The 26,317-nt window shown below is 48.6% G+C and carries 24 protein-coding genes and 2 tRNA genes; 12 read left to right on the top strand and 14 right to left on the bottom strand.

Features of this window, described 5'->3' with window-relative positions; translation table 11 throughout:
* Nucleotides 1–18: 18 nt before the first annotated feature.
* The 3 genes from LVQ79_RS11000 to LVQ79_RS11010 all read right to left on the bottom strand — a co-directional run bounded on the left by LVQ79_RS11000 (nucleotide 19) and on the right by LVQ79_RS11010 (nucleotide 2,138).
* Nucleotides 19–106, bottom strand: a tRNA-Ser gene (locus LVQ79_RS11000).
* Nucleotides 107–258: 152 nt separating this feature from the next.
* Nucleotides 259–346, bottom strand: a tRNA-Ser gene (locus LVQ79_RS11005).
* Nucleotides 347–509: 163 nt separating this feature from the next.
* Nucleotides 510–2,138, bottom strand: a complete 1,629-nt coding sequence (locus LVQ79_RS11010; protein ID WP_232864979.1) for an ABC transporter substrate-binding protein — start codon at nucleotides 2,136–2,138, stop codon at nucleotides 510–512.
* 226 nt (nucleotides 2,139–2,364) lie between these two features.
* Here LVQ79_RS11010 and yccA point away from each other — a divergent pair, with 226 nt between their 5' ends.
* Together yccA and tusE are read left to right on the top strand one after the other, a co-directional pair.
* On the top strand, nucleotides 2,365–3,024 hold the full coding sequence (gene yccA, locus LVQ79_RS11015; RefSeq protein ID WP_034456301.1) for an FtsH protease modulator YccA: 660 nt from the start codon (nucleotides 2,365–2,367) through the stop codon (nucleotides 3,022–3,024).
* Between the two features lie 107 nt (nucleotides 3,025–3,131).
* The gene (gene tusE, locus LVQ79_RS11020; RefSeq protein WP_064517637.1) at nucleotides 3,132–3,461 is read left to right on the top strand and encodes a sulfurtransferase TusE; all 330 of its coding nucleotides are present in this window, start codon (nucleotides 3,132–3,134) and stop codon (nucleotides 3,459–3,461) included.
* Here tusE and yccX read toward each other — a convergent pair.
* A complete protein-coding gene (yccX, locus tag LVQ79_RS11025) occupies nucleotides 3,458–3,739 on the bottom strand; it encodes an acylphosphatase (RefSeq protein ID WP_232864980.1) in 282 nt (93 codons plus the stop codon). The two genes, tusE and yccX, sit on opposite strands and share 4 nt — an antisense overlap.
* 90 nt (nucleotides 3,740–3,829) lie before the next feature.
* On the opposite strand from yccX, the gene rlmI reads away from it, so the two are divergent.
* A complete protein-coding gene (gene rlmI, locus LVQ79_RS11030; RefSeq protein ID WP_232864981.1) occupies nucleotides 3,830–5,020 on the top strand; it encodes a 23S rRNA (cytosine(1962)-C(5))-methyltransferase RlmI in 1,191 nt (396 codons plus the stop codon).
* A 60-nt stretch (nucleotides 5,021–5,080) separates the two neighbouring features.
* Nucleotides 5,081–5,398 (top strand): heat shock protein HspQ, encoded by a 318-nt coding sequence (gene hspQ, locus LVQ79_RS11035; protein ID WP_034456306.1) that lies wholly within the window; start codon nucleotides 5,081–5,083, stop codon nucleotides 5,396–5,398.
* A 154-nt stretch (nucleotides 5,399–5,552) separates the two neighbouring features.
* On the opposite strand, the gene LVQ79_RS11040 is transcribed toward hspQ, so the two are convergent.
* On the bottom strand, nucleotides 5,553–5,966 hold the full coding sequence (locus LVQ79_RS11040; protein ID WP_064517615.1) for a CoA-binding protein: 414 nt from the start codon (nucleotides 5,964–5,966) through the stop codon (nucleotides 5,553–5,555).
* A 187-nt stretch (nucleotides 5,967–6,153) separates the two neighbouring features.
* On the opposite strand from LVQ79_RS11040, the gene csgI reads away from it, so the two are divergent.
* Both csgI and mgsA read left to right on the top strand, forming a co-directional pair.
* Nucleotides 6,154–6,819, top strand: a complete 666-nt coding sequence (gene csgI / locus LVQ79_RS11045) for a curli synthesis inhibitor (protein ID WP_232864982.1) — start codon at nucleotides 6,154–6,156, stop codon at nucleotides 6,817–6,819.
* A 95-nt stretch (nucleotides 6,820–6,914) separates the two neighbouring features.
* Nucleotides 6,915–7,373 (top strand): methylglyoxal synthase, encoded by a 459-nt coding sequence (gene mgsA, locus LVQ79_RS11050; protein WP_064517611.1) that lies wholly within the window; start codon nucleotides 6,915–6,917, stop codon nucleotides 7,371–7,373.
* Here the strand turns inward: mgsA and helD are convergent, their stop codons facing one another.
* Complete coding sequence (helD, locus tag LVQ79_RS11055; protein ID WP_232864983.1) at nucleotides 7,374–9,428, bottom strand: DNA helicase IV; 2,055 nt, start codon at nucleotides 9,426–9,428, stop codon at nucleotides 7,374–7,376. It lies immediately after the preceding gene.
* A gap of 131 nt (nucleotides 9,429–9,559) precedes the next feature.
* Between helD and LVQ79_RS11060 the strand changes: the two genes are divergently transcribed.
* Together LVQ79_RS11060 and yccS are read left to right on the top strand one after the other, a co-directional pair.
* Nucleotides 9,560–10,006 (top strand): YccF domain-containing protein, encoded by a 447-nt coding sequence (locus LVQ79_RS11060; protein ID WP_034456313.1) that lies wholly within the window; start codon nucleotides 9,560–9,562, stop codon nucleotides 10,004–10,006.
* A 24-nt stretch (nucleotides 10,007–10,030) separates the two neighbouring features.
* Nucleotides 10,031–12,166 carry a YccS family putative transporter gene (gene yccS, locus LVQ79_RS11065; RefSeq protein WP_232864984.1) on the top strand — a complete coding sequence of 712 codons (2,136 nt, stop codon included), beginning with the start codon at nucleotides 10,031–10,033 and terminating at the stop codon, nucleotides 12,164–12,166.
* Here the strand turns inward: yccS and LVQ79_RS11070 are convergent.
* Nucleotides 12,163–12,777, bottom strand: a complete 615-nt coding sequence (locus LVQ79_RS11070; RefSeq protein WP_154149506.1) for a TfoX/Sxy family DNA transformation protein — start codon at nucleotides 12,775–12,777, stop codon at nucleotides 12,163–12,165. The two genes, yccS and LVQ79_RS11070, sit on opposite strands and share 4 nt — an antisense overlap.
* A 220-nt stretch (nucleotides 12,778–12,997) precedes the next feature.
* Here LVQ79_RS11070 and sulA point away from each other — a divergent pair, with 220 nt between their 5' ends.
* Together sulA and ompA are read left to right on the top strand one after the other, a co-directional pair.
* Entirely contained in the window at nucleotides 12,998–13,507 is a 510-nt protein-coding gene (sulA, locus tag LVQ79_RS11075; RefSeq protein ID WP_232864985.1) for an SOS-induced cell division inhibitor SulA, read from the top strand.
* Nucleotides 13,508–13,866: 359 nt separating this feature from the next.
* Nucleotides 13,867–14,946, top strand: coding sequence for a porin OmpA (ompA, locus tag LVQ79_RS11080; RefSeq protein WP_232864986.1), 1,080 nt, complete (start codon nucleotides 13,867–13,869; stop codon nucleotides 14,944–14,946).
* A 105-nt stretch (nucleotides 14,947–15,051) separates the two neighbouring features.
* Here the strand turns inward: ompA and matP are convergent, their stop codons facing one another.
* Complete coding sequence (matP, locus tag LVQ79_RS11085; protein WP_151992685.1) at nucleotides 15,052–15,504, bottom strand: macrodomain Ter protein MatP; 453 nt, start codon at nucleotides 15,502–15,504, stop codon at nucleotides 15,052–15,054.
* 175 nt (nucleotides 15,505–15,679) lie between these two features.
* Here matP and LVQ79_RS11090 point away from each other — a divergent pair, with 175 nt between their 5' ends.
* The gene (locus LVQ79_RS11090) at nucleotides 15,680–17,434 is read left to right on the top strand and encodes an AAA family ATPase (RefSeq protein WP_232864987.1); all 1,755 of its coding nucleotides are present in this window, start codon (nucleotides 15,680–15,682) and stop codon (nucleotides 17,432–17,434) included.
* Between the two features lie 68 nt (nucleotides 17,435–17,502).
* Complete coding sequence (gene fabA / locus LVQ79_RS11095; RefSeq protein WP_034494356.1) at nucleotides 17,503–18,021, top strand: bifunctional 3-hydroxydecanoyl-ACP dehydratase/trans-2-decenoyl-ACP isomerase; 519 nt, start codon at nucleotides 17,503–17,505, stop codon at nucleotides 18,019–18,021.
* A 259-nt stretch (nucleotides 18,022–18,280) separates the two neighbouring features.
* On the opposite strand, the gene rmf is transcribed toward fabA, so the two are convergent.
* The 6 genes from rmf to rlmKL form a co-directional block, all read right to left on the bottom strand.
* A complete protein-coding gene (gene rmf / locus LVQ79_RS11100) occupies nucleotides 18,281–18,448 on the bottom strand; it encodes a ribosome modulation factor (protein ID WP_034456319.1) in 168 nt (55 codons plus the stop codon).
* A gap of 258 nt (nucleotides 18,449–18,706) precedes the next feature.
* Nucleotides 18,707–19,273 carry a membrane integrity-associated transporter subunit PqiC gene (gene pqiC / locus LVQ79_RS11105; protein WP_064517598.1) on the bottom strand — a complete coding sequence of 189 codons (567 nt, stop codon included), beginning with the start codon at nucleotides 19,271–19,273 and terminating at the stop codon, nucleotides 18,707–18,709.
* Nucleotides 19,270–20,910, bottom strand: coding sequence for an intermembrane transport protein PqiB (pqiB, locus tag LVQ79_RS11110; protein WP_232864988.1), 1,641 nt, complete (start codon nucleotides 20,908–20,910; stop codon nucleotides 19,270–19,272). Before pqiB ends, pqiC begins: the two co-directional genes overlap by 4 nt.
* Nucleotides 20,900–22,168, bottom strand: coding sequence for a membrane integrity-associated transporter subunit PqiA (pqiA, locus tag LVQ79_RS11115; protein WP_232864989.1), 1,269 nt, complete (start codon nucleotides 22,166–22,168; stop codon nucleotides 20,900–20,902). Before pqiA ends, pqiB begins: the two co-directional genes overlap by 11 nt.
* A gap of 16 nt (nucleotides 22,169–22,184) precedes the next feature.
* Complete coding sequence (locus LVQ79_RS11120) at nucleotides 22,185–24,092, bottom strand: ABC transporter ATP-binding protein (protein WP_154149520.1); 1,908 nt, start codon at nucleotides 24,090–24,092, stop codon at nucleotides 22,185–22,187.
* A 5-nt stretch (nucleotides 24,093–24,097) separates the two neighbouring features.
* The gene (rlmKL, locus tag LVQ79_RS11125; RefSeq protein ID WP_232864990.1) at nucleotides 24,098–26,215 is read right to left on the bottom strand and encodes a bifunctional 23S rRNA (guanine(2069)-N(7))-methyltransferase RlmK/23S rRNA (guanine(2445)-N(2))-methyltransferase RlmL; all 2,118 of its coding nucleotides are present in this window, start codon (nucleotides 26,213–26,215) and stop codon (nucleotides 24,098–24,100) included.
* Nucleotides 26,216–26,317: the final 102 nt, after the last annotated feature.

The following is a 26,317-nucleotide window of genomic DNA, read 5'->3' on the forward strand; positions in this document are numbered from 1 at the left end:
AAGCTGGGGCTAAAATGTTGGTGGAAGCGTAGAGATTCGAACTCTAGAACCCTTTCGGATCGCCGGTTTTCAAGACCGGTGCCTTCAACCACTCGGCCACGCTTCCAACGAGGCGAACTATAAACATACCCAAACTGCATGTAAAGAGTGATTTTGTTCGTTCGCCTGAAAAATCATCAAATCTGGTTTATTTGTTTGAAACACCAACAAACAGAAACGAAAAAGCCCCAGCTTATTTCTAAGCTGGGGCTAAAATGTTGGTGGAAGCGTAGAGATTCGAACTCTAGAACCCTTTCGGATCGCCGGTTTTCAAGACCGGTGCCTTCAACCACTCGGCCACGCTTCCAACGAGGCGAACTATAAACATCCCCATACTTCATGTAAAGCACGATTTTGTTCGTTCGCCTGATTAATCACCAATTCGGTATTGTTTGGGCAAAACTTCAACAATTTGATTGGGTTAATAGCAGAAATCATTGTGGGTTTAGCCTCCCAAAATGAAATGCGCCCTAGTGTTTTTTGATAAACATATCTTTGGTGTAGTAGAAACCAAGATTATTTGGCGCGTATCCACCGACATAAGGTTTCACTAACTGGACTAAAACATAGTGATAAACGGGAATCGCTGGCACATCTTCCGCCAGTTTATCCTCGGCCTGTTGGTAGAACTTGCCGCGCTGCGCAACGTTGTCTGCCTTCGCTGCATTTTTCAGTGCGTCATCAAAAGCAGCATTGCTGTACTTCGAGGTGTTTTCACTATCGCCTGTACGGAAGTTATTCAGGAACGTCGCCGCATCGTCGTAATCAGCAATCCACGCATAGCGCACGACGTCAAAAGTCCCGTTGTGCATGGTATCAAGCATCGTTTTCCATTCCTGATTTTGCAGCTTCGCTTCAACACCCAGATTTTTCTTCCACATTGAACTGGCCGCAATCGCAATGCGCTGATGTGACTCAGAGGTGTTGTACAACAGATTGAAACTCAATGGGTGAGACGTATTAAATCCCGCTTCTTCCAGTAGTTTTTTGGCTTCAGTTACACGCTTCTCATGGCTCCAGGACGCATAGTCAGGAGATTTTAGTTCGACACCGCCGATGTTTTTCTGACTGATAACCCAGGCAGGGATCTGCCCCTGTCCTAATACTTTCTCAGCGATGATGTCTTTATCCAACGCCATATTGAGCGCCCGGCGAACGCGCGGATCATTAAATGGAGCTTTGGTTGTATTGAACTGGTAGTAGTAGGTTGCAAGCTTAGGTGTCACATGAACCTGATCCGGAATGGATTTTTTTAATGAAGCAAACTGTGTCTGTGGGACAGTTAAAACAATATCTATTTCACCTGCTTTATAGCGATTGATATCGGCAGTTTCGGAAGCGATGGGTAAGTAAGTCACTTTATTAATAACGGTGTGGCTATCGTCCCAATAGTTTTTATTACGCACCCCGATGACTTTTTCGTTTACCACCCAATCAGAAAGTGTGTATGGCCCACTACTCACAAAATTCGCAGGCTGCGTCCATTTGTCGCCGAACTTCTCTACGACGGCTTTATCAACAACCACCAGCGAGGTGTGTGCAAGCATTGCGAGAAATGCGGCGGTAGGTTGAGTCAGCGTAACTTGTAGCGTTGCATCATCTAACGCTTTAACACCTAACGTATCAGGGGATTTTTTACCTTCTGCAATATCTGCAGCGTTTTCCACATGCATATTGCCGAGATAGCTCGCATAAGGTGATCCTATTTTGGGGTCAACCAGGCGCTGCCAACTCCAGACCACATCTTCAGCGGTGATCGGCTCACCATTAGACCATTTAATGCCAGGGCGAAGATGGAAAACCCAAACCGTACTGCTTTTCTGTTCCCATTTTTCAGCAAGCCTTGGTTCAATCGAACCATCGTTGCGTACTTCTACCAAACCTTCAAAAAAGTCACTAATAATACTCGACTCAACACTGCTTTCGACTTTATGAGGATCAAGCGAGGCTGGCTCGCTGCCGTTGTTACGAACTAATTCCTGTTTTGCGGCCAACTCTGTTCCTGCTGGCACATTGGCAGCCCAGGCTCCAGAAATTGCACAAGCAACGCCAAGAGCGACAAACGATCTGATAATTGTGATGTGGTTATTTGCTTTCATTAAACACGCCTTATTTGAGTTATTAACGACGGTACGGTTAACACTCTTAGCATCGGAAATGATTAAAGCAATAATTTTCAGCCACATATAAGTGAGTTTTATGACAGATATCGAATCTGTGAATTAAATCAGAGCAAGGTAAAGATGGGTAAAAGGGCTTCCTTGCAATAAAGGAGGCTATTATTCTCAGTCACCATATACACCTGTTATAAGAGAGAGTTTCTGAATGGATCGCATAATTACTTCCTCGCGTGACCGTTCGTCACTGCTAAGTACCCACAAGGTACTGCGTAACACCTATTTCTTGCTCAGCCTGACGCTGGCGTTCTCTGCGATTACCGCAACCGCAAGCACCGTGTTGATGCTGCCATCTCCAGGTCTGATTCTGACGCTGGTTGGTATGTATGGTCTGATGTTTTTAACTTACCGCCTGGCTGATAAACCGACGGGTATCCTTGCTGCCTTCGCATTCACCGGGTTCCTGGGGTATATCCTCGGCCCAATGCTTAACTCCTACATCTCTGCCGGTATGGGTGATGTGATTGGTATGGCATTAGGTGGCACGGCGCTGGTGTTCTTTAGCTGCTCCGCTTATGTGCTGACCACCAAAAAAGACATGTCCTTCCTCGGCGGTATGCTGATGGCAGGCGTAGTCGTGGTGTTGGTGGGTATGGTTGCGAACATCTTCCTGCAGCTGCCTGCTCTGCACCTGGCAATCAGCGCGGTATTTATTCTGATCTCTTCTGGCGCGATTTTGTTTGAGACCAGCAATATCATCCGCGGCGGTGAAACTAACTACATCCGCGCAACGGTGAGCTTGTACGTTTCTCTGTACAACATCTTTATCAGCCTGTTGAGCATCCTGGGCTTCGCAAGCCGCGACTAATCGCTGCTTGTTCCCCATCCAAAGCCTCGCTATCGCGGGGCTTTGTTTTTTCTGACACGCTAAAATTTGCTACACTGCCGCCAGTTTGTCTGGAGCAAAGAATAATTATGTTGATGTTTGAAGGCCGAGAAATAGAAACAGATGCCGATGGTTATCTGAAAAATAGCCAGGAGTGGAGTGAACCGCTTGCCGAAGCTATTGCCGCCAATGAAGGTATTACCCTTGCAGTTGAACACTGGGAAGTAGTGAGATTCGTGCGCGAGTTTTACCTCGAATTTAATACCTCCCCGGCGATTCGCATGTTGGTTAAAGCGATGGCTAACAAATTTGGCGAAGAGAAAGGCAATAGCCGCTATCTATACCGTTTGTTCCCAAAAGGGCCGGCTAAGCAGGCAACCAAAATTGCAGGCCTGCCAAAGCCGGTGAAGTGCATTTAGTAGCGAATACTGAAATCGGTCCATTGGCGATCGGGTTGATGCGGCTCAGTCAGCACTTTATCGACCCGAGCGCTGCGTGGCCCTCCCGCTTTTAGCCACGCGATAAGTTTATCAACCTGCTGCTCTTCGCCGCAGGCTAATACCTCAACGCTACCATCATCCATATTACGGGCATAACCGGTTAACCCCAGTTTTAACCCTTCACGCTGGGTGCTGTAGCGGAACCCAACCCCCTGAACCAGGCCGTGGACCCAGGCAAGTGTGCATACTGTGGCCATAACTTCCTCCGTTTCGGGTTCTTGCGTTGCATTTAGCCGGTCTAACCCGGAAAATGGCGCCAAATTATTAGCAAGAAAGCATAGCAAATTATGAGTGTACGTTTAGTGTTAACCAAAGGGCGCGAAAAATCGTTATTGCGCCGTCATCCGTGGGTGTTTTCTGGTGCTGTTGCACGCATGGAAGGCAAAGCCAATCTCGGTGAAACAATTGATGTTGTGGATAGCAATGGCAAATGGCTGGCACGCGCCGCTTATTCGCCATCTTCGCAAATCCGTGCGCGCGTCTGGACTTTCGATGCGAATGAAAGCATCGACATCGATTTCTTCACTCGTCGTTTGCAGCAGGCACAGGTCTGGCGTGAATGGCTCGCGGCTCGCGACGGGCTGGATAGTTATCGTCTGATTGCTGGCGAGTCTGATGGTTTGCCAGGTGTGACGATTGACCGCTTCGGCAACTTCCTTGTGCTGCAATTACTTTCCGCTGGCGCTGAATATCAACGCCCTGCGCTGGTTGCTGCTTTGCAAAATCTCTATCCAGAATGCGCTATTTACGACCGTTCCGATGTTGCGGTTCGTAAGAAAGAAGGAATGGAACTGACGCAAGGCCCGATCAGCGGTGAACTGCCACCTGATTTGTTGCCAATCGAAGAACACGGCATGAAGTTGCTGGTCGATATTAAAGGCGGCCATAAAACGGGTTACTACCTTGACCAGCGCGACAGCCGCTTTTCAACTCGCCAGTATGTGAAAGATAAGCGCGTGCTGAACTGCTTCTCTTACACCGGCGGTTTTGCGGTTTCCGCATTAATGGGTGGCTGCCGCCAGGTTGTCAGTGTTGATACATCTCAGGATGCATTAGATGTTGCGAAGCAAAACGTTGAGCTGAACAAACTCGACCTGAGCAAAGCTGAATTCGTGCGTGATGATGTATTCAAACTGCTGCGCAAATACCGCGATCAGGGTGAGAAGTTCGACGTTATCATTATGGACCCACCAAAATTCGTCGAGAATAAGAACCAACTGATGGGTGCCTGCCGTGGATACAAAGATATCAATATGCTGGCAATTCAGCTGTTGAATCCGGGTGGCATTCTGATGACGTTCTCATGTTCTGGTTTAATGACGACAGATTTATTCCAGAAAATCATCGCTGATGCCGCCGTAGATGCCGGGCGTGATGTACAATTTATAGAGCAGTTCCGCCAGGCCGCAGATCACCCTGTGATCGCCACCTACCCGGAAGGGCTGTATCTGAAAGGGTTTGCCTGTCGCATCATGTAACTTGAATTACAAAAACTTGCCCGCACATTAATGGCAGGTAATGTTTCTCAGGAGGTGACTATGATTGCCAGCAAATTCGGCATAGGCCAGCAAGTACGACACTCTTTGTTGGGTTATCTGGGGGTAGTGGTCGATATCGACCCGGAATACTCTCTGGATGAGCCGGCAGAAGATGAACTGGCCGACAACGATGCCCTCCGTAGTGCACCCTGGTATCATGTAGTGATGGAAGATGATGATGGCCAGGCTGTGCACACCTATCTTGCTGAAGCCCAGTTAAGTGGGGAGTCACAAGACGAGCATCCCGAACAACCGTCGATGGATGAATTGGCGGCTTCGATACGGCAACAGCTTCAGGCACCTCGCCTGCGTAATTAGCAAAAACCCCGCAATTGCGGTAACACCGTTAGTTTAAGAATGAGATATCCGGGGGCGACCACCGGGTTTGGTGTCCCTCCGGGAACCAAATCCCGGCGTTTCCCCTAATTCATTAGCTTAAATGAATGGTGTTACGCAATCGCGGGGTTTTTTATTATTTAGCCAGACCTAGTCTTGGTATTTCAATTGCCGGACATTTATCCATCACCACGTTTAAACCGGCATCTTGCGCAAGGACAGCAGCTTGCTCATTAATCACGCCTAACTGCATCCATAACGTTTTGGCGCCAATGGCTATCGCTTCGCGTGCCACTTCCCATGCTGCTTCCGAATTTCTGAACACGTCGACCATATCAACTTTCTTAGGTATTTCTGCAAGTGAGCCATAACCCTGCTGCCCTAACAGGGTTTTACCCGCCACTTTTGGGGACACCGGGATCACTTCATATCCTTGATCGAGCAAATACGCCATCACCCGATAGCTTGGGCGATCTGGCTTATCACTGGCACCGACCAGCGCAATGGTTCGGGTATCTTTTAGAATAGTTTCGATATCAGCCTGTTTCATCACTCTCTCCGCTGGGACTCTGTAATCAAAAGTGTATGTCATCCGTTACTGACTCACCATCTTTCCCATACGCTGGTAGTAGAGCAATTATTGAGAATATGTCTATATGTTAATGAACCGTCCATATGAAAAACTTTGAAACATTCAGTAAGGGATGGTCCTATTTACCCTCAGGCAGGAGAAATTGATGAGAACCGTGTTCTTAATCGCACTATGCTGGATCCTTCTTTTGCCTGGTGAATCGAGGGCGACAACCCTGCGTCTGTCCACAGAGATCGACTTGCTGGTACTGGATGGGAAAAAAGTTTCCAGTTCTTTGCTAAGAGGTGCTGATAGCATTGAGTTGGACAACGGTCCGCATCAGCTAGTATTTCGTGTAGAAAAAAATATCAGAACCAACACGCGAGAACAGCGCCTTTATATTTCCCCACCTTTAGTGGTGAGTTTCGATACCAAAGAAGTCAGCCAGGTAAATTTCAATATCCCACGGATTGAAAATGATAAAGACAGCGATGAATTTGACCTGGCACCTCATCTTCAGTTGCTCGATGGTGACGCTGGAGTCATCCCATCGAAAGTAGATATTTTGCCGGTTAAAAACGCATCACAGGGAATCGACTACGAGCGGGATACTCAGGTCTACAACAAATCGGGGAAAACGGCGGCGGTAAAAGGATTCGCCACTATGATGGCAGACGACAGCGAACTACTCTCGAAAACATCTGAACTCGACGCTCCGCCTCGTCAATCCGATACGTTAATCGAGCAGCGCCTCAGATATTGGTTTCTACAAGCAGATAAACCTACCCGCGACCGTTTCTTGCAATGGGCAAAAGATAATCCAACGCAATAATTGACTTCCAAATCACGCATTTTTGACACCCTTCTCTTGCAGCATCAGTGGCTTCCAGTAAGCTGTAGCCAATATAAATCAATCAGGATTAACCAATGGAATTAACGACCCGCACCCTGGGGGAAAAAAAACATATTGCGCTGGTTGCGCATGACCACTGTAAAGATGCCTTATTGAAATGGGTTGAGCGCCATAAAGTTAATCTTTCACATCACGTATTGTACGCGACCGGCACCACCGGAAATCTCATCCAGCGTGGCAGCGGTCTTGATGTCAACGCTATGCTTAGCGGCCCGATGGGTGGCGATCAGCAAGTCGGTGCTTTGATTTCCGAAGGGAAAATTGATGTGCTGATTTTCTTCTGGGACCCGCTTAATGCAGTTCCACACGATCCTGACGTTAAAGCATTGCTACGTCTGGCAACTGTGTGGAACATACCTGTTGCAACTAACTTATCAACCGCCGATTTTATTATTCAGTCACCGGGTTTTAATCAGGCAGTTGAAATTTTAATCCCCGATTACGCACGTTATCTGGCAGAACGACTGAAGTAATTACGGTCGGTTTGCTGCGGGCACGCCAAGATGTTTCAGGATATCGACAAAACTGGACGGTTCCTGTTTGTTGAATAAAAGCCAGACTCGATGACGGGCCCGCGTCATCGCCACATACAATAATCGCCTTTCTTCAGCATCAGGATAATCTTCCGGCTGCGGCAATAATGCCTTTTCCATTACCGATTCTCGTGCTACAGCCGGGAAACCATCTTTACCCTGCTGTAAGCCCAACACCACAACGTAGTCAGCCTGCTGCCCTTTACTGGCATGAATAGTCATAAAATCAATGGCGAGCTTTGGCCAGCGTGTTACTGCCTTTTCCAGAATCGCCGGACGTAAATGATGGTAACGGGCCAGAACCAGAATGCGCTGCTGCGGGTTCACATATCCGCTCATCTTATCCAGCAGTGCTTCGAGCTGGTCATCAGCCAATAACGTGACGGATTTTTTATCGCCTTTAGATAGACTGTTTAATGGCTTAGCCAACTGATGCGGATTTTGCTGTACGAACAGATTCGCTATTTCACCTATGCGATCGTTGAAGCGATAAGTGGTATCTAACGCACACTGGTCTGCATCGCCAAAATGGTGAGCAAAAGCGGTGGTCAGCGACATTTCTGCACCACTGAATCGATAAATTGCCTGCCAGTCATCACCCACCGCATATAACGAAGTATGCGAGTTTTGTTTTCTGAGTGCCGCCAGCAGTGCTGCACGCTGCGGCGAGATGTCCTGAAATTCATCCACTAAAATATGCTTCCACGGGCTAATAAACCGCCCCTTTTCCAGCACATTAATAGCCTGATGAATCAAGCCCGAAAAATCGACTGCTTCTTCAGCTTTCAGCGCAGTTTTCCAACTTTTCAGTAACGGGGCCATTAGCTTGACGCGTTTGGCAAAGAGATCGCGGACCTCTTCAGGCGCTGCGGCAATCATTTCTGCCTGCGAACCACCATGCATACGCAATAACCCCAACCAGCGATCTAACCGGCTTGCCAGACGTTTAGCTAAACGTTCATCTTTCCAGTATTCACCTTCAGGCACTTCCCATTGCAGCTCGTCTCGTAACCACTCACGCCAGCCTTTTGCCTGCGCTTTTTTCTCACGACACTGCTGTTGCCAGCTTTCAATTAGCAATTGGTGGCGTGCCGTGGTATCGGATTCCAGCTCGCTAACACGCGGCACTTTTTTGCTTCCTTGCTGAATGATATGCAATGCAATAGCATGAAACGTACGCGCGGAGATAGCATCGGTATTCAAGCGTTCGGCAATTCGCTGATCCATCTCCTGCGCAGCTTTGCGCCCAAATGCCAGCAGCAGGATTTGTTCTTCACTGGCTTCGCCACGTTGTAATAGCCAACCAGCTCGAGCAACAAGAACGGAGGTTTTGCCACTCCCCGCCCCCGCGAGCACTAATAGCGAATCTTCGCCATTGACGACGGCACGAGCCTGAGAAGGATTCAGAGGAGAACTTTCTATGTGCTGGAAAAAGTCAGCATACTTTTCCAGCATGTGATTGGTAAAAGCGGTATTGCGTTGATGGCGGCGCGTATCACCTTGTTCAAGCCAGGCTTTACAATGAAACCAAAGTTCGCGGCAATTTTCGAATTCATCAAGCCGTGCTAATGGCAGCGGTAGTGCTGAAAACGCAGCGCGAACATTTTGCTGTAACGCCTGCATATCACTGCGTTTGAACCATTTCTCTTGCTGAATCCTGCGCGTTATTTCGGCATATTGCTGTTGTAGCACCTGAGCTGCCACTTCGCTCATTTCAGTGCTCCAGTTCTGCCAGAGTTCGTTCAGGTGATGATAAAAGTGCTGCGTTTCACTCCATTCCGTACCATGCAAACGCACGACTTTATCATCGGGCAAGACAAATTCCAGCTCGCCCCAAACCAGACCACGCTTGCAATTAATTGCGATTAACTGATTGAATGGAATAAGGTATTCATGACGATCGCCCTTTACCTCTACACCCGCAGTCAGTAATCTCACCCGATTGTAGGGATGTTGTGCTAAATGTTTGCCAAGGGAAGTCGCTTTCAATTCCATTACGCTTTGCCTGATCCAAAAAATGGTTGTGGTTAAGTTTACCCGCCGAAGGAATGACGCTCCAGAGTAAAAACGCGTTACAATTGCTGTGGTTATTCATTTATCTACATTCATACCAACAAAGAGTGATTATGCGTACAGTCCTTAATGTATTGAACTTTGTACTGGGTGGTTTCCTCACCACTCTCTCTTGGTTGCTGGCCACTCTCGTCAGTATCATTTTTATTTTCACTCTCCCGCTGACTCGTTCCTGCTGGGAGATAACTAAACTCTCGTTCGTTCCGTATGGCAATGAAGCGGTTCATGTTGATGAGCTCAACCCGCAGGGTAAAAGCGCCATCCTGAACACCGGCGGCACGCTGCTAAACATTCTCTGGCTAGTATTTTTCGGCTGGTGGCTATGTGTGTTGCACATTTGTACCGGGATTGCACAGTGCATCACTATTATCGGTATTCCTGTAGGAATCGCTAACTTCAAGATAGCAGCGATTGCACTTTGGCCAGTGGGTCGCCGTGTCGTTTCTGTAGAAACTGCACAGGCTGCACGTGAAGCTAATGCACGACGTCGTTTCCAGTAAATTTGACAAGAATAGTGAGTATTAATGCTTAGCCCAATTCTGCGCCGCTATACCTGGAACAGCACCTGGCTCTATAACTTACGTATTTTCATTGCGCTTACGGGCACCGCTGCCTTCCCATGGTGGTTGGGCGAGGTCAAGCTCACTATTCCGTTAACGCTTGGCGTTGTTGCCGCAGCTCTTGCAGATTTAGATGACCGTCTCACCGGGCGTATACGTAATCTTCTGATTACTTTGGTTAGTTTCTTCATCGCTTCCGCATCGGTGGAGTTGTTATATCCATGGCCTGTACTGTTTGGTATTGGGCTAATGGTTTCCACCAGCGGGTTTATTCTTCTGGGAGGATTAGGTCAGCGTTACGCCACTATCGCTTTTGGGGCGCTGCTTATCGCCATCTATACCATGCTCGGCATTTCTTTGTACGATCACTGGTATCAACAACCTATTTTGCTGTTGGCAGGTGCCATCTGGTACAACTTACTGACACTTGCTGGGCATCTTATATTCCCGATTCGACCGCTTCAGGATAACCTGGCACGCTGTTATGAAAGCCTCGCGCGTTATCTCGAAGTCAAAGCAACCCTATTTGACCCCGATATCGAAGAAGAAAGCCAGGCACCAATGCTTGAACTTGCGATGGCGAATAGCCAGCTTGTGACAATGTTGAATCAAACCAAAGGCTCGTTGCTGACGCGCTTACGAGGAGATCGTGGGCAGCGAGGCACTCGGCGGACTCTGCACTACTATTTTGTCGCTCAGGATATTCATGAGCGCGCCAGCTCTTCCCACATCCAGTACCAGGCACTGCGCGATAAGTTTCGCTACAGCGACATCATGTTTCGCTTTCAACGCCTGTTAACCATGCAATCTCAGGCCTGCTTGCAGCTTTCACGCTCCGTTTTATTACGCGTGAAATATCAACATGACCCACGGTTCGAGCGAGCGTTTACCCATCTTGACGCCGCCATTGAGAGATTAAAAACGGATCAGTCTCTGGCCAGTGAATTAAAAGCACTTGGCTTCCTGGTGAGTAATTTGCGCGCCATTGATGCTCAGTTAGCAACTATTGAATCTGAACAAGCCCTCGCCGCGCCGCACAGCGATATTGAAAACCGACTGTTGGATGATCGCTTAACTGGCTTTGGTGATATCTGGCAGCGATTAAAACGGAATTTAACTCCAGAATCAGCGTTATTCCGCCATGCGGTGCGCATGTCCGTTGTACTATGCGTCGGCTATGCGTTTATTCAATTCACCGGGTTAAAACATGGCTACTGGATACTGTTGACCAGCCTTTTTGTTTGCCAGCCTAACTACAGCGCCACTCGCCGACGCCTGGCTTTACGTATTATTGGCACTTTGGTAGGCGTGGCTGTCGGGCTTCCGGTATTGTTCTTTGTGCCATCAATTGAAGGACAGCTTGTTTTAATTGTGATTACCGGCGTGCTGTTCTTTGCTTTTCGCAACGTACAATATGCGCACGCCACCATGTTTATCACCTTGCTAGTGTTGCTCTGTTTCAACCTGTTGGGCGAAGGGTTTGAAGTCGCAATGCCACGTATCTTCGATACCTTATTAGGATGTGCCATAGCCTGGGCCGCAGTCAGTTTCATCTGGCCTGACTGGCGTTTTCGCAGATTGCCATTAGTGGTGGAGCGTGCATTTAACGCTAACTGCCGTTATCTGGATGCGATTCTTGAGCAATATCACCAGGGTCGTGACAATAGGCTTGAGTACCGTATTGCACGCCGGGATGCACATAACAAAGATGCTGAACTGGCTTCTGTTGTGTCGAATATGTCGTCTGAACCGCGTGTTTCACCGGAGATGCGGGAAACAGCATTTCGACTATTGTGCCTGAATCATACCTTCAACAGCTATATTTCAGCGTTGGGTGCACATCGTGAAAGACTGACCAACGAGGATATTTTGCTCCTGCTTGATGATGCTGTGTGCTACGTCGACGATGCACTTCATCACCTGCCAGCAGATGAAGAACGAGTACAAAAAGCACTTCAGGGACTATCTGAACGTATAACCACACTTGAACCGCAACCAGACTCCAAAGAGCCACTGGTGCTTCAGCAGGTTGGTCTGCTGGTTGCGCTATTACCTGAGATATCGCGCCTTCAACAACTTGTGTCGCAACAACACGATTAACGCCTTTGGCGTTTCTCGTAATGATGCCCCCACTCGACCAACTCCTGGCGCGTTGCCGCCGGGAGTGCAGCCTCATGAATTCCGCAAATAGCACCAGCTAATGCCAGCAATACCTGTACGCCAAGCCCTTTCTTAATGCCTCTAAGCTTTATCCAGGAGCGCTTTGCGCCGTAGGCATGAAGGGTACGTACATCGGCAATACCGACTTCCCACAACATCATTTCCAGACTGTGCGTTAAATTGGGTAAATCTTTAAGCCTTTGCTGAGCACGCTGCCGGGATTTTTGGCGCCGGGCACTGAATAGAGCATCCATTGACAGTTGCACTAGCTTTTCCCGATCGCTCCACAACCCCTCATCAACGCGGTAATAATTTAGTTCGATAGTACGTCCGCGTTTATTGTAGAGCAGAGGCTGCGAGGCTCGTTTAACAAAATAGACTTCCGTTTGTTCACATGCTCGCAGGTAGAGCTCCCCTTCTGAAACCATGGCAAACACAACATTTTCTACCGTCAGGCTATATCCACCAAATAGCGATCGACAGCCTATTTCCCCTAGTGGTGATAAGTATTCTTTGGACTGATGAATCCTTGCATATGATTTATTTTTCATGAATATATCCCTAAATATCATGTATTAACGCATCATCACAGTTTATTACCGCTTCCTGTAGTACGAAAATAAGTAACCTAATCACTCACCGCAATCACATTCTCACTTTCCGTCGAATTACATGATGAAATTGCGAGACACTTTCCGAAATTTAGATTGATCTTTATCCAAACAGGTATTACTGTATATCCATACAGTAACCCATCAGGCGGGATTAACTATGCATTCACATAACGTTCGAACTCAGGTTGCCACTGTTACAAATACTGTGCCTTCTGTGGCCCAGTCATCAGCAGGTAACAAAATTAAAGGGTTGATCAGTGAAGTGATCTACAGCGAAGATCAGCCATGGGTTACACAGCTGGTTTTATTGCCACTGCTTCAACAACTGGGGCAACAGTCACGCTGGCAGCTGTGGCTAACACCACAGCAGAAATTAAGTCGTCAGTGGGTACAATCAGCAGGTCTTCCGCTGGCAAAAGTTATGCAAGTGAGCCAGTTAGATCCACTTTTCACAGTAGATGCTATGGTAAAAGCATTGCAGACAGGAAATTACAGTGTTGTTATCGGTTGGTTACCTGAAGAATTGACGAATGAAGAGCATTCGCAACTGTCATCTGCCGCCGAAATAGGGAATGCGATCGGCTTCATTATGCGTCCAACCCGTATCTCGGAAACAGGGTGTCGACCACGAAGTGAGCTAAAAATTCATTCTAGTTTGTATCATTAAGTAAATTTAAGAGAATTCCTGGAACTTTTTATGAACTCTTGACAATCCATTGTGAATTATCAAGAATCCGCGTCCCAAGCCGCTCCAGGCGGCCTTCCAGCAAATCTTTAGAGTGTGAATTACGCGCAAAAATGTTAGAAAATGTTTATACAAGTCGTTTTTTTTCATATGCCTGACGGACTTCACACTTGTAAGTTTTAAACTACGTTGTAGACTTTAGCTCGCCAGGGTTGCTCTTCATAACACCGATTGATCGGTAGAGTAACAAGTGAGCATAAACTCGGGCGAAGGATTTAACCCTGGGCTTTAGAGCGATTTTAAAGCTCATGGCCTTTTTGGATGATAATGAGGCGCAAAAAATGAAAAAGACAGCTATCGCGATTGCAGTGGCACTGGCTGGCTTCGCTACCGTAGCGCAGGCCGCACCGAAAGATAACACCTGGTATGCAGGTGGTAAGTTGGGTTGGTCCCAATTCCACGACACCGGTTTCTCTAACCAGAACGGCTATGATAGCGGCATCGGTAATGGCCCTACTCATGAAAGCCAACTGGGTGCTGGTGCGTTCGGTGGTTACCAGGTTAACCCGTACGTTGGTTTTGAAATGGGTTATGACTGGTTAGGTCGTATGCCATATAAAGGCAGCGTAGAAAACGGTGCTTTCAAAGCGCAAGGCGTTCAACTGACCGCTAAACTGGGCTACCCAATCACTGACGATCTGGACATCTACACTCGTCTGGGTGGTATGGTATGGCGTGCAGATTCTACAGCTATGAATGCTGCTGGTAACCGTGTAAGCGATCACGACACTGGCGTATCTCCGCTGGCTGCTGGTGGTATCGAGTGGGCTGTTACCCGCGATATCGCTACCCGTCTGGAATACCAGTGGACTAACAACATTGGTGACGCTGCTACCGTTGGTACTCGTCCAGACAACGGCTTGTTGAGCCTGGGTGTTTCTTACCGTTTCGGTCAGGGCGAAGTTGCAGCTCCAGTAGTAGCTCCAGCTCCAGCACCAGCTCCAGAAGTACAGACCAAGCACTTCACTCTGAAGTCTGATGTTCTGTTTAACTTCAACAAAGCAACTCTGAAACCAGAAGGTCAGCAGGCACTGGATCAGCTGTATACTCAGCTGAGCAACCTCGACCCGAAAGATGGTTCTGTTGTAGTTCTGGGCTTCACCGACCGTATCGGTTCCGATCAATACAACAACAAACTGTCTGAAAAACGTGCACAGTCAGTTGTTGATTACCTGATCTCTAAAGGTATCCCAGCTAACAAGATCTCCCCACGCGGTATGGGCGAATCTAACCCAGTTACTGGCAACACCTGTGATAACGTAGCTCCTAAAGCTAAACTGATTGATTGCCTGGCTCCAGATCGTCGCGTAGAGATCGAAGTTAAAGGTATCAAAGACGTTGTAACTCAGCCTGCGGCATAAGTTACCGTTATAAAAAAACCCCGCTAAGGCGGGGTTTTTTGTTTTTATTCTTTGGTGGATACCCAGAACCCAAAAATAGAACTCTGGGTCAATACAACCGCCCCTCTACTCTTTGCCTAGCAAAGCCTGGAGATCCTGTTTGAGCGATGACATCTGATTGGCGTATTGCTCTTTACGCTCAGCATCTTCAATCAATTGCACAATAGTTTCTGAGAGAGTGCATCCTCGTCGATGAGCAAGCCCTGCTAACCGCTGCCAAACCAAATATTCAAGGTCGATGGACTTCTTACGGGTATGTTGATGCTCGGCATTAAAGTGCCTTTTACGCCGCGCACGGATAGTTTGCTTCATACGATTATGAAGCTCTGGATTCATATGTTTCTCAATCCAACTCAACACAAGCACAGGTTCATTTTCGAAGCGTAACAGTTCATCAACGGCTTCTTTCGCCGCACTAGCTTCGATGTAACGTGTAATTAATTCGCCTTCGCGGTGTTTTTTGACCAGATACTTCCACTTCCAGCCGCTCTCGAGATTTTCCAACTGTTGATATTTCATTGCGATCTCAGTGTGACCGTGTAACTCATTTCAGAATAACAGTTTTTTTTATTTTCGCTTACCTGAAAAATGAAAGCTGTGAGCTAAGTAAACTTGCCGCTCCGCATAAACCGTGTGCTGCCTTCCCTATTCTTGTATAATCGCGCCTTTGACATCTAATTAATAAATAGCGACTTTGACGACTAATCGACTTGAATGGCGTGCTCTTGTACCTGATACCGAAAGCTATCAGGAAATTTTCGCACAGCCTTATGATTCCGAAACTGCCCCTTTCTCCGCTGTGCAACCCCGTCTGTCTTACGGACTGGTGCAGCTCAGCCAACCGGTAGCCTCGGCCGATCTGATGCTGGTAAAAGCCGCTGAAGAAGCCGAATACCTTAATCTTATTACCGAAGCAGCACGCGAGTGCTGGTCGCATGACAACGCTCTGACGGGCGGTCATTATCTGGTAGAAGGCAGTCACGTAACGTTACGCCCGGCCGAGTCCGCAGAAGACAATTTTGCAGGGCTGTCTGAGGTTGTCGCTGCCGACTGGATTGAAGCGGACCAGCTGTTTGGCTGCGTGCGCCAGTTTGCAGGCGAAATTACTCTGACTCCAGGCCTGGTTCACCGTGCAAACGGTGGCATTCTGGTGCTGTCATTGCGCAGTGTGCTCGCACAACCGCTATTGTGGTTACGCCTAAAGCAAATGGTCATTCAGGGTCGCTTCGACTGGATTTCACCTGACGAAACGCGTCCTCTGCCAATTAATATTCCTTCATTACCATTGAGCCTGAAACTGATTCTGGTAGGCGAGCGCGAATCGCTGGCAGACTTCCAGGATATGGAACCTGAACTGGCTACTTCGGCGATTTATAGTGAATTTGAAGAAAATCTGCAGATCGCCTCTGCTGATGATATGGCGTTATGGTGCCAGTGGATTTACGCGGTAGCCAAATCAAAATCTCTGCCTGCCCCTGCAACTGATGCATGGCAAGTGTTAATCCGTGAAGCCGTGCGTTATACCGGCGACCAGGAAACACTGCCGCTATGCCCATCGTGGATTAGCCGTCAGTTGCGCGAAGTTGCCGCCTTTACTGAAGAAAAAAGTTTCGGTGCTGACGAACTAACGCAAATGCTGGCACAACGTGAGTGGCGTGAAGGTTATCTTGCTGAACGTATGCAAGATGAAATTCTGCTTGAGCAGATCCTCATCGAAACTGAAGGTGAAATGGTCGGCCAGATCAATGCCCTGTCGGTGATTGAGTTCCCAGGGCATCCACGTGCATTTGGTGAACCTTCTCGTATCAGCTGTGTGGTGCATGTCGGTGATGGTGAGTTTACTGACGTTGAACGCAAAGCGGAGCTGGGCGGCAATATTCATGCGAAAGGCATGATGATCATGCAGGCATTTTTAATGTCTGAGTTGCAACTTGACCAGCAAATCCCCTTCTCTGCATCTCTGACTTTTGAACAGTCTTATAGTGAAGTGGATGGCGACAGTGCCTCAATGGCCGAACTTTGCGCATTAATCAGTGCACTGGCAAATGTACCTATTTATCAGCATATTGCGGTGACAGGTTCCGTAGACCAGTTTGGTCGAGTGCAACCCGTTGGCGGTCTGAATGAGAAGATCGAAGGTTTCTTCCGAATTTGCCAACAACGCGAGTTTACCGGCAAGCAAGGCGTGATTATCCCGGTTGCCAACGTGCGTCACCTTTGCCTGCATCAGGACGTTCTGGATGCTGTAGAACAAGGGCAATTCACCATTTGGGCCATCGATGATGTCACTGATGCACTACCCTTATTAACAAATCTGCCCTGGGATGGCGAAGGGCAAAATACGCTCATGCGTGCGGTACAAGAGCGAATCGCTCAGGCATCCGCGCAAGATATTCGGCACCGCTATCCATGGCCACTGCGTTGGCTCAATTGGTTCAATCAAAACTGATCGGACTTGTTGAGCGTACACGTGTTAGCTAACATGCGTGCTTCATTACAATAAGGCTTACTGTAAACATGGTAGATAAACGCGAATCCTATACAAAAGAAGATCTTCTTGCCTCTGGTCGTGGCGAACTGTTTGGTGCTGAAGGCCCACGTTTGCCTGCGCCATCCATGCTGATGATGGACCGCGTCGTCAAGATGACCGAAGACGGTGGTAACTTCGATAAAGGTTACGTTGAAGCAGAATTAGATATTAATCCTGACCTGTGGTTCTTCGGTTGCCACTTTATCGGCGATCCAGTAATGCCTGGTTGCCTGGGTCTGGATGCGATGTGGCAGCTGGTAGGTTTTTACCTCGGCTGGTTAGGCGGTGAAGGTAAAGGCCGTGCACTGGGCGTGGGTGAAGTTAAACTCGCGGGTCAGATCCTGCCGACAGCGAAAAAAGTCAGCTACCGTATTCACTTCAAACGCGTTATCAATCGCCGCCTGATTATGGGCCTGGCAGATGGTGAAGTGTTGGTTGATGGCCGTGTAATTTACACCGCCACCGATCTGAAAGTGGGTCTTTTCAAAGACACCACCGCTTTCTAAGCCTGATTTTATACCCAAAATAATTCGAGTGGCATCGAGGCGGCAAGAGAGCAAGTCCCGATGAGCTTACATAAGTAAGTGATTATTCGGCCCATCCATGCGCCTCACCCCTTCGGGGCGCTGGTAACAGCGTTCAAATCTGCTCCAGGCAGATTTGTCGGGCGCGTGAACGAGCCAACAAAGATGCAGCTCGAAGTATGAAGGGTATAAACGCGAAACCTCCGCTATGCGGAGGTTTCTTTTTCTAAAGAGACAGTGATTACGCGGTAACCGCCCTGTCTTCCATGGCTTCTCGCCAGCCTCCCATCCAGTACGACCTTTGATTCAGTGTCTGATAGGGACACATCTCTTTGGAGCGTCCGACGATACCTGCTTGATAACCACGTTGATGAGCCCGTTCCAGGCGATCTCGTTTTTGTCTCTTCATGCCTCGTTTCCCTCATTTCTATATAATCTGGTGGAAAGAAAACAGTGGCCACAAAACGTGCAACCACATATAAGCAATAACTCCTAAAGCCTCTATCGTCAATGCGCAAAATTCACGCCAATGTCATAAATGTGAGCTACAAGAGTTTTGTTTTGCACAAAAAGTGTGAGAACGCATGGGTAACAAATTAATGCCAAAAGAAAAGCTGCGTTCCGCTTTGTAGGCGAATGACGCAGCTTTTTTGTGCTACTGAGATGATTAGTTAAAGCGAGTCAGCTCACCAGCGATACTTTTCGCTTCTTGCTGCCAGGCCTGAGCTAAGGTTTTCACCATGGCATCATAACCATCAGCTTCTTGCTTCAGCTCAACGTGGAACGGACGTTTAATCAATTGCCCCTGATGTTTGAGCAACCACTCGCCACTTACAATCACTTTCCCGTCATAACGTCCGTGAAAACCGGTCACGTTAACATTCAGAGTATCCTGATCGTTGCCTAGTGGTTGTGATGCCACAACCCAACCAGGTAACGCGCTACTCAGATTGCTGACAAGAGTATTTCGCAATTGCTGATCCAACGGACTTGCCCACAAATTGCTGGAGGCAATGACGTACTGCACCTCACTGGTCTGATAAACCACGCCATTGCCAGCGAGGTAATCAGGAACCGCAACCTGCTCTACCCACAATAAATGGGTTCCAGGCTGGCTCACGGCCTGCATAGCAGGTGCGGAGCTTTGAGGTAGCTGGTAATAGGTCTTTCCATTATCGCTGCTGCTACAGGCCGTTAGAGCCAATGCAGCAAAGAGTGGGAGCCATTTTTTCATTCTTTCGCCCTCTTCGGCTGGGGATCTTTTTTATCCTTCGCTTCAAAGACCAGCGAATTGCTCTTATCGTTCAACGTGCGCAGTACAGGCTGCAATTCACGCAGAACCTGATCAAGACGCTGCATATCGGCCACCATCTTGTTGTAGGCCGCAGAACCCGGCTGGAAGCCCTGCATACTGCGATTAAGTTCACGCAGTGTCGACTGCATATCTTCAGGCAAAGATTGCATCGACTTATTCGCGGTAATCTTATTCAGATTATCGAGCGTCTGCTGCAAGCGCTTCATGGTTCGCTGACTTTCCGCAAGCGAATTGGTGGTTTGTTCAATCATCGGATTGAGCGGCAAGTTGTTAATCTTATCCAGTGTCTCCAGCAAGCGTTGTTGGATTTGCGCCAGTCCACCACTCATCGTTGGGATTATCGGGTAACCCGCAAATGTCGGTAACTCGGTTACCGGCGGCGCTTTAGGATTGAAATCCAGGTCGATAAACAGTGCCCCGGTAACAATGCTGCCCGTTTTCATAGACGCTCGTAAACCACGTTTAATCAACGCTGTCATGTTGTCCTGGATATGGACATCATCACCGACAAGATTTTGCAAACGCTCAGGTTCAAGACGGATCAGAACCGGAATACGGAAGTCATCATTGATCTTCTGGCGCATCCCATCGGTAAAGAATGGCACCTTAGCCACGGTTCCCAATCGAATGCCGCGGAACTCAACTGGTGCTCCTGGCTGCAGGCCACGCACTGAATCTTTAAAGAACATCAGGTAGTCAATGTGATCGGTATACAGAGAATCCTGAATGCTTTTCTGATCGTCGAAGAGATTGAACTCGCTACCCGGTTTCGCAGGTTTACCAAGCTCCCAGCCTTCTGGTACGTCAAAACTAACACCGCCGCTAAACAGCGTGGTAAGAGACCCCATCTCTACGCGCATACCTTGTGAAGACATATCAACGGCAATGCCGCTGTCTTTCCAGAAGCGTACGTTACTGGTCACGAGGCGATCGTTTGGCGCACTGATGAATAGCTGATAACTGATGCTACGTTTCGCCGCATCAAAGGTACTCGTTTCTACTGAACCAACTCTATAGCCACGGAACAGCACCGGGTCACCTGGAGAAAGCTGCCCTGCTTTATTACTGTCGAGGGTAATGCGGATACCTTTAGCATCAGGTGGTGCCAGTGGAGGAGCATCCAGCAAATCATATTTAGCGGATTGCGACCCCTTATTGCCCGGTTGCAGTTCGATATATGCACCAGAGAGCAGAGTACCAAGCCCGGAAATACCTTCACGCCCGACTTGCGGCTTAACGACCCAAAATACTGTGTCATTATGCAGAAGTTTTTCCATGCCCGAATTCAGCCGGGCTGTAATTTCGACATGAAGCAAATCGTCTGACAGCACCGCGCTTTCAACCACGCCCACATTCACACTGCGGCTTTTAATCATGGTTTTCCCACCTTCGATGCCTTCGGCATTAGTGGTAATCAGCGTGACTTCAGGCCCTTGATGGCTGTAGTGATAAAATAAGATCCACGCGCCGATTAGCACGGTTACGATAGGGAAAATCCATACCGGGGACCAATTTTTCACCTTTGCTACTTTTGCTTCCCCGCTTTTATTTTCCATGCTCAGACGACTCCTCATGAGTTGAATCCGGTGCGCGATCCCAGGACAAGCGAGGGTCAAAGGTCATCGCTGCAAACATTGTCAAAATCACTACTAATGCAAACATCACGGCTCCGATCGCCGGGTAGATACTCATCAATCCTCCCATACGCACCAGGGCCGATAATACCGCTATAACGAACACATCGATCATTGACCAACGCCCGACAAATTCGACCACCTCGTAGATCAAATGCATTCTTTCACTATCACGCTGACCGTGGCCTTTAGCATCCCAGCACAACCAGGCAATCGCTAACATTTTCAGTGTCGGAACCAAAATACTGGCGATGAAAATAACTCCAGCAACCGGATAAGAGCCTTCGCTCCACAACAAAATAACCCCGGCAATAATCGTCGACGGGATTTTGCTGCCCAATACTTCGGTTATCATGATGGGCAATATATTTGCGGGTAGGTAAAGCATAATTGAAGTCAGCAACAGAGCGAGTGTCCATTGCAAGCTATGACGGCGACGAACGTACCCTTTGGTTTCGCAGCGGGGACAAATTTCCTGATCCTCTGGCACGATTGCTGTGCAGCATGAACAAGAACGCAGCCCCTGGCGAAGGCCTGATACACCGACTTTAAGCGGTACCGAAATCGCCGGCTCAGGCGCAATATCATCCCAAAGCCAGCGCCGGTCCACACACTGGAAAGCCCGCAGTTGCAACACACAGAACAGGCACCACGGAATAAAACTGCTCCCGACACCAATATCGCCGTAAGCCATTAATTTGACGAAACTCACCAAGACGCCAGCAAGAAAAATTTCAGCCATACCCCAGGACTTTAGCTGGAATAGGATTCGTGCCAGGCGCTTTTTAAGAGTTAGTGGTAATGCCACCTGGTTAACTAATAACAAAATCGTGATTAAACAGAACGTAGGCACCGCCTGCACAAAGACCATAAAGAAAGTGCCGAGGCTTGCGTAGTCTTCGTTGAACATGACGCCAGGAATTTCAAGCAGCGAAACTTCACTGCTGAGTCCTGCTACTTTCATGTTGATGAAGGGAAATAGGTTGGCGAGCAGCAACATAAACAGAGCTGCCAGCGCATAAGCTGTAGGACGTTGACGTGGTGAGGACCACTGAGTGAGAAGTGTTGTACCGCAACGTGGACAGACGGCCTTATGGCCGTCCTCCAATACCGGTAGCGCAACCAGTAAGTCACATTGTGAGCATAATATGTGTGAACGATGATGATGCGTGGCACACATATCGTGTCTCCTTGTGTTACGCGCCGTTTTTCAGAGCTTCAAGATATTCCCAGCGTTCAAAAGCCTCTTCCAGTGCTTTTTCTGCCGTGGTCAGGTCGCTCAATGTTTTTTGTGTGACGTCGTGTGGCTGGTTGAAAAACTCAGCATCTCCGACCTTAGCCTGGATAGCTTCCAGTTCCGCTTCAAGTTGTTCAAGACGTTGTGGTAATTGCTCTAATTCACGTTGCAGGTTATAGCTTAGCTTGCTACTTGCACGTTTAACAACTTCCGCCTTTGCTGGCTGGTTGTTTTGCGCCTTATCTGCCACAGAGTGGCGCAAAGTTTGCGCAGATGCCTGTTGACCTTTGGCGTCATGATAACCACCGACGTAACGACCAATCTTACCTTCGCCTTCAAAAATCCAGCATTCAGTAACAGTGTTGTCCACAAATTGACGATCGTGGCTCACCAACATGACCGTGCCCTGGTAACCATCAATCAGCTCTTCAAGTAATTCAAGCGTTTCGACATCCAGGTCATTCGTCGGTTCATCGAGAATCATCAAGTTGCTTGGTTTTAGGAATAACTTCGCCAGTAAAAGGCGGTTACGCTCACCACCAGACAACGCACGAACCGGAGTCATGGCGCGTTTCGGGTGGAACAAGAAGTCCTGCAAGTAACCCAGTACATGGCGTGGCTTGCCATTCACCATCACTTCTTGCTTACCTTCTGCCAGGTTGTCCATTACCGTACGATCAGGATCAAGCTCCGCACGGTGTTGGTCAAAGTACGCTACTTCAAGCTTGGTACCGCAATGCACACGCCCGCTATCCGCTTTCAACTGATCTAACATCAGTTTCAACAATGTGGTTTTGCCACAGCCGTTTGGCCCCACCAGCGCAATTTTGTCGCTGCGCTGCACCTGGGCTGAGAAATCGGATACCAGATTTTTGTTAGCGATCTGGTAAAACACGTTTTCCATTTCAAAGACGATCTTGCCGGAACGCGCCGCTTCACCAACTTGCATTTTAGCGCTGCCCAACACTTCACGACGAGCACTACGTTCGTTACGCATCGCTTTCAAGGCACGCACACGGCCTTCGTTACGCGTACGGCGTGCTTTAATGCCCTGACGGATCCACACTTCTTCCTGCGCAAGTTTGCGATCAAACTCGGCATTTTGCAGATCTTCAACACGCAAAGCTTCTTCTTTTGCCAGCAGATACTGATCGTAATCGCCAGGGTAAGAAACCAGTTTGCCGCGATCAAGATCGACGATACGCGTCGCCATATTGCGAATAAATGAACGGTCGTGCGAGATGAAAATAATGCTGCCCTGGAACTCTTTCAGGAAACCTTCCAGCCAGTCGATAGCTTCGATATCCAGGTGGTTGGTTGGCTCATCAAGCAACAAAACGCGTGGAGAACTCACCAGCGCACGGCCCAGTGCCGCTTTACGCAACCAGCCGCCAGAAAGTGCCGACAGTTCAGTATCAGCTTCCAGGCCTAATTGTTCGAGCACTTCGTTGATGCGGCTATCCAGTTGCCAGAGGTTCTGATGATCCAAAATCTCCTGGATACGCGCCATTTCATTGAGGTTTTTATCGCTCGGGTCGGTCATCACTTTATGGGAAATATCGTGATACGCCTTGAGGTACTCTGCCTGCTCTTCCACGCCTTCCGCAACGAAGTCGTAAACCGTGCCCGCGACATTACGCGGAGGATCTTGTTGCAAACGCGCGACAATCAAATCCTGTTCGTAAACCATGCGCCCATCATCAAGCGGCACTTCACGGTTGAGGATTTTCATCAGTGTGGATTTACCTGCACCGTTACGGCCAACCAGACAGACGCGTTCGTTTTCTTCAATATGAAGTTCGGTGTTATCTAACAACGGTGCGTCACTAAACGACAACCAGGCACCGTGCATACTAATCAATGACATGACAATTAATCCTTGGCTACGTGAGTAACGAGCCAGCAGTTATGAATTTGGCGATTACGGGCAAAATCTTGTGACAAGGTTTTCTGCGTGATTTCCTGAGCACTCAAGCCCAGATTAGCCAGCCCGTCAAAGTCCATTTTGAAGCCACGTTTATTGTTGGAGAACATAATGGTGCCACCCTGGCGCAACAGACGCTTAAGGTCTTTCATCAGCACGATATGGTCGCGCTGGACATCAAAAGATTCTTCCATACGTTTTGAGTTTGAGAACGTCGGTGGATCGATAAAAATCAGATCAAACTGTTCATCGGTTTCACGCAACCAGCCCAGGCAATCAGCCTGAACCAAGCGGTGTGCACGGCCACTCAAGCCGTTAAGACGCAAGTTACGCTCAGCCCACTCAAGGTAAGTACGAGACATATCAACGGTGGTCGTCGTTTTAGCGCCACCTAACCCTGCGTGAACTGTCGCGCTGCCGGTATAAGCAAACAGATTAAGGAAATCTTTCCCTTTGCTCATTTTGCCCAGCATTTGGCGCGCGATACGGTGGTCGAGGAACAAACCGGTATCAAGATAGTCAGTCAGGTTGACCCACAGACGAGCGTTATATTCGCTCACTTCCATGAAGTCGCCCTTCTCATCCATTTTCTGATACTGGCTTTTCCCTTTCTGACGCTCACGGGTTTTCAGAATCAGACGGTTGGATGGTAATTCCAGTACAGACATTGTTGCAGCGATCACATCAAACAGACGCTGACGTGCTTTATTAGCATCAACCGTTTTCGGCGGCGCATATTCCTGGACCACAACCCACTCGCCGTAGCGGTCAACAGCAACGTTATAGTCTGGCAAATCGGCATCGTAAATTCGGTAGCATTCGATGCCTTCCTGCCGCGCCCATTTATCGAGTTTTTTGATATTTTTGCGCAGGCGGTTCGCGTAATCGTCAGCGATCTGACCTGATTGCGCACCCGTGCTGGTGGCAGATAATTGATAGTTTTTCTGCACACAATCCAGCGGGCCGTTCTTCGCTTTAAACTGGCGTTCGGCGCGCAGTTGCAGGCAGCTTAGCAAATCCGGAGATGCACTAAACAGCGACAAATTCCAGCCGCCAAAATGGTTTTTCATATTGCGGCCAAGCAGGCTGTGCAACGCAATCAACGCAGGTTCGCTATCCAGACGCTCGCCGTATGGCGGGTTACTGACCACCGTACCAACCGGGCCTTCCGGCAGCGGATTGGTCAATTTAGCCACGTCTTTGACTTCGTAGCTGATGATATCGCCCAGACCCGCACGACGGGTGTTGGCGCGGGCGCGTTCAATCACGCGTGAGTCGTTATCCGAACCATAGAAACGCGAAGTGTATTCGCCGAGACCTTTACGTGCACGAACCTGCGCTTCGGTGGTGATCTCTTTCCACAGATCGAAATCATGGTTCGCCCAACCAAGGAAGCCCCAATGTTTGCGATGTAAACCAGGCGCACGATCGGTGGCGATCATCGCAGCTTCAATCAACAGCGTGCCGGAACCGCACATTGGATCGAGCAGCGGAGTACCCGGCTGCCAGCCAGAACGCATCACAATGGCCGAGGCCAGCGTTTCTTTAATAGGAGCAGCACCAGTGCTATCGCGGTAACCGCGCTGATGTAGACCTTCGCCGCTTAAATCCAGCGCGATGCTGGCGGTATCTTTGTTCAGCCTAACGTTAATGCGCAGATCTGGCTGTTCACGTTCAACGTTCGGACGCGGCAAGTTTTTACGCGTGAAGGAGTCAACAATCGCATCCTTCACTTTTAACGCGCCATATTGACTGTTACGGATGACGTCATTCAGGCCACTGAAATGCACTGCAAATGTGGCATCCGAGCCAAACAATGCAGGCCAGTCGATGGTCTGTACGCCCAGATATAAATCCAGGTCGCTATAAACACTGCATTCATTTAATGGCAGCAAAATGCGGGACGCAAGGCGGCTCCACATCAAGCTTTGATAGAGCAGACGTGAGTCCCCCTGGTAATGTACGCCGCCCTGAACCACCTGGCATGCTTGCGCACCAAGGCCCTCCAGTTCAGTTTTTAATAGCTCTTCAAGCCCACGCGCCGTACTGGCAAACAGAGAATTCATATCGTCACTTAATCAGGTATAAAAAGAAAATTGTGGCGCATTATAGCCAATCCGCCACGCATGTCATAAAGTTGGCCTCTTATATTCTCTTTTTCTTCATTT

The sequence above is a fragment of the Buttiauxella cochleicola genome (genome assembly GCF_021282405.1).
GTDB classification, from domain to species: Bacteria; Pseudomonadota; Gammaproteobacteria; order Enterobacterales; family Enterobacteriaceae; genus Buttiauxella; species Buttiauxella massiliensis.